We start from the raw sequence: 3251 nt of genomic DNA, 5'->3' as shown, positions 1-3251 counted from the left end.
ACAGAACATCAAGATATGTATGCCGCTATTGACTCGTTGATCGACAAGCTCGATCGCCAAGTAATCAAACACAAAGAGAAGCTTGCTCGACACTAATATGATGAAATTAAGTTCACTTATATGCCAGGACTGCAGCAAAGCTGCGGTCCTTTTTAATAGCAAAAAAAGAATTTTAGAGTTCATTAGCGAACTTGCTCACGACAAACTTCCATATTTACCGCAACAAGATATTCTTAATGCTTTAATGAGCAGAGAGAAATTAGGTAGTACAGGTATAGGGCGTGGCATTGCTATTCCTCATGGAAGAATGAGCGGTGCAGAAGAGCCTTTGGCTTTAGTGCTCGTTAGCGAAACTCCAATAAACTTTGATGCAATCGATAATCGCCCTGTTGATATTTTTGTCGCACTCATCGTACCAGATGGCGATAACCAGCAGCACTTAAAGACTCTAGCAACCATTGCTGATAAACTAAACAACAAAGATTTTTGTAAACAGTTACGCAGTGCAAAATCTGATACTGAGCTTTACCAAGTTATTGTCGATCAATCATAGTTTTATAAAGGGTGTTAAATGGAGTTAATTATCATAAGCGGCCGTTCTGGTTCTGGAAAGTCGGTTGCTTTGCGCGTTGTAGAAGATTTAGGTTATTATTGCGTAGATAATATTCCAGTAAACCTACTTCCTTCATTAGTTCGCAGTGTATCTGATAGCTACGATAAAATTGCTGTTAGCATTGATGTGCGCAACATACCTAAAGAACAAGATGAATTTAACGATATTCTTGAATACTTACCAGGCTTTGCAAACCCTACGTTATTTTATTTAGATAGTGACGATCAGACATTGATCAAACGTTTTTCTGAAACACGCAGATTACACCCACTATCAATAGACTCGTTGCCCCTTGATTTAGCCATCAAAAAAGAAAAAGAATTACTTGATGTATTAACCACTCGCGCCGACTTTATGATAGATACGACTGATTTAAGTGTTCATCAACTCGCTGAATCTATTCGTGAAAAGATTTTAGGTAAAAAAGATAAGCAACTGATTGTCACATTTGAATCATTTGGCTTTAAACACGGTATACCAAAAGAAGCAGACTACGTATTTGATGCACGCTTTTTACCAAATCCACACTGGGAACCAGAGTTGAAGCCTTTAAATGGGTTAGATCAACCGGTTAAAGACTATTTAGCTAATCACAGCATAGTGCAAAAATTCACATGGCAAATTCAAACATTTGTACAAACGTGGTTACCGCATTTAGAAAGAAATAACCGCAGTTATTTAACCATTGCTATTGGGTGTACAGGCGGGCAACATCGCTCTGTGTATTTAGCGCAAACTATCGGTGAAAGTTTTGCAATGACACATCCCAATGTAAAAATTCGCCATCGCGAGCAAGAAAAATAATATAGCTGAATAATCACCTGTTCAGCTTAGGTAGAGTAAGTTATGCATTGTGAAGATACCTTTTTAATAAAAAACAAATTAGGCTTACACGCCAGAGCAGCTACTGTGCTTGCGCAATTAGCAGTACAATTTGATGCGACAATCACATTATTCCAAGATGACAAAGAAGCAGCAGGCGATAGCGTACTTGCATTAATGTTACTTGAAAGTAGCCAAGGAAAAGAAGTTAAAGTTGTTTGTAAAGGCCCTGATTCTGAGCAAGCTTTACACGCTGTTGGAGAATTAATAGCACAACGCTTTAATGAACAAGAATAATCTGTTTTATAAAAACAATATTCGCATTACTAGTGCTTCAATTAAAACAGATATATAAAATAAATAGGTTAGTAACGCCAGTTAACTCACCTCCCCCCATAAAGTAATATAACAATTTATAAAGGACGCCAATGCCAGAAGCTTTTGAACAAGATTATCCACTACAGCAACTAAAGCAGGTGACGAAGTCACTCAATAGTGGTCAATTTGTTCAAGTTAGGCGCATGCTCGCAAAAACGGCTCCTTGTGATACCGCATTATTATTAGAATCATCACCGCATAAAATTCGCCGACTGCTTTGGCAATTGGTCGATCCTGATGTGCAGGGTGATGTTCTTGAAGAATTATCTGAAGATGTTCGTTTAGGCATTATTGCCCAAATGGAACCTAAGCACATTGCCGCCGCAACTGAAGACATGGGCCACGATGACTTAGGTGAAGTATTACGTAGCCTGCCAGATACCGTCTATAAAGACGTTGTTAGCGCGATGGACATTCAAGACCGTGAACGTGCCACGCAAGCACTGTCATATCAAGAGCGTTCAGCAGGTGCGCTAATGAACACCGATACGGTGACCATTCGCCCTGATGTAACACTCGATGTTGTACTTCGTTATATTAGACTGCGTGGTGAGTTACCAGAGGGTACAGATGATTTATATGTTGTTGATAAACATAACTGCTTTATAGGCGCTTTATCGCTGAGTACATTATTAACTAATCCGCCAGAAAAAATTGTCCGCGATTTAATGGATGAAGATTGTGAGTCTATCCCAATCTCAATGGATGAAAGTGAAGTAGCGCAATTATTTGAGCGTCATAATTGGATATCGGCCCCAGTGGTGGACGATAACGACCAACTCCTCGGTCGTGTTACTATCGATGACATCGTTGATGTAATCCGAGAAGATGCCGAGCATAGCTTATTAAGCCTAGCCGGTCTTGATGATGAAGAGGATACATTCGCGCCAGTACTAAAAAGCTCTAAAAAACGCTCAGTTTGGCTAGGAGTTAATTTACTAACCGCACTTGCAGCTGCTTTTGTAGCTAGTTTTTTTGAAGGCACTTTAGATGTGCTCCCTATTTTGGCTGTGCTTAACGGCATTGTCCCTTCTATGGGTGGTGTTGCTGGTAGCCAATCATTAACGCTTGTTATCCGTGGTATTGCAGTAGGTCATATAAACCAAACAAACCAACGTTTCTTAATGATGAAAGAACTGGCCATTGGCGCGCTAAACGGTATTTTGTGGTCACTATTAATTGCGGGTGTTATTGCGCTATGGCAGTGGGACTTTATGCTTGGTGGCGTACTCGCCTTCGCTATGTTTATGAACTTAGTGGTGGCAGGTGTTGCTGGTGCAAGTATTCCAATAATTCTTAAAAGAATGAATATAGACCCTGCTCTTGCAGGGAGTGTGGTGCTAACCACGGTGACTGATATTGTTGGTATATTCGCCTTTTTAGGTACTGCTACATGGTTGCTGATATAAATTAAACGCTTTAAATGTAAAAAACTACA

5 protein-coding genes are annotated in these 3251 nt (G+C 39.8%); all 5 read left to right on the top strand.

Translation table 11 applies throughout. From position 1 onward, the window contains the following. Positions 1-96 (top strand): HPF/RaiA family ribosome-associated protein (locus tag H5072_RS15270; RefSeq protein ID WP_182694003.1); only part of this gene is annotated, 96 nt, incomplete at its 5' end. A 4-nt stretch (positions 97-100) separates the two neighbouring features. Next, positions 101-553, top strand: a complete 453-nt coding sequence (gene ptsN / locus H5072_RS15265; protein ID WP_024595797.1) for a PTS IIA-like nitrogen regulatory protein PtsN — start codon at positions 101-103, stop codon at positions 551-553. A gap of 18 nt (positions 554-571) precedes the next feature. Then, positions 572-1417: an RNase adapter RapZ gene (rapZ, locus tag H5072_RS15260; RefSeq protein WP_002957938.1), complete on the top strand. Its 846-nt coding sequence runs from the start codon at positions 572-574 to the stop codon at positions 1415-1417. A 42-nt stretch (positions 1418-1459) separates the two neighbouring features. Beyond that, positions 1460-1732: an HPr family phosphocarrier protein gene (locus tag H5072_RS15255; protein WP_002957937.1), complete on the top strand. Its 273-nt coding sequence runs from the start codon at positions 1460-1462 to the stop codon at positions 1730-1732. Between the two features lie 131 nt (positions 1733-1863). Then, positions 1864-3222, top strand: coding sequence for a magnesium transporter (gene mgtE, locus H5072_RS15250; RefSeq protein ID WP_002957935.1), 1359 nt, complete (start codon positions 1864-1866; stop codon positions 3220-3222). The last annotated feature ends 29 nt before the right edge of the window (positions 3223-3251 follow it).

The sequence above is a fragment of the Pseudoalteromonas sp. SR45-5 genome (assembly GCF_014163565.1).
Lineage (GTDB): Bacteria > Pseudomonadota > Gammaproteobacteria > Enterobacterales > Alteromonadaceae > Pseudoalteromonas > Pseudoalteromonas distincta.
Note: the sequence above shows the minus strand (reverse complement) of the source record. Positions and strands in the feature narration are given on the sequence as shown.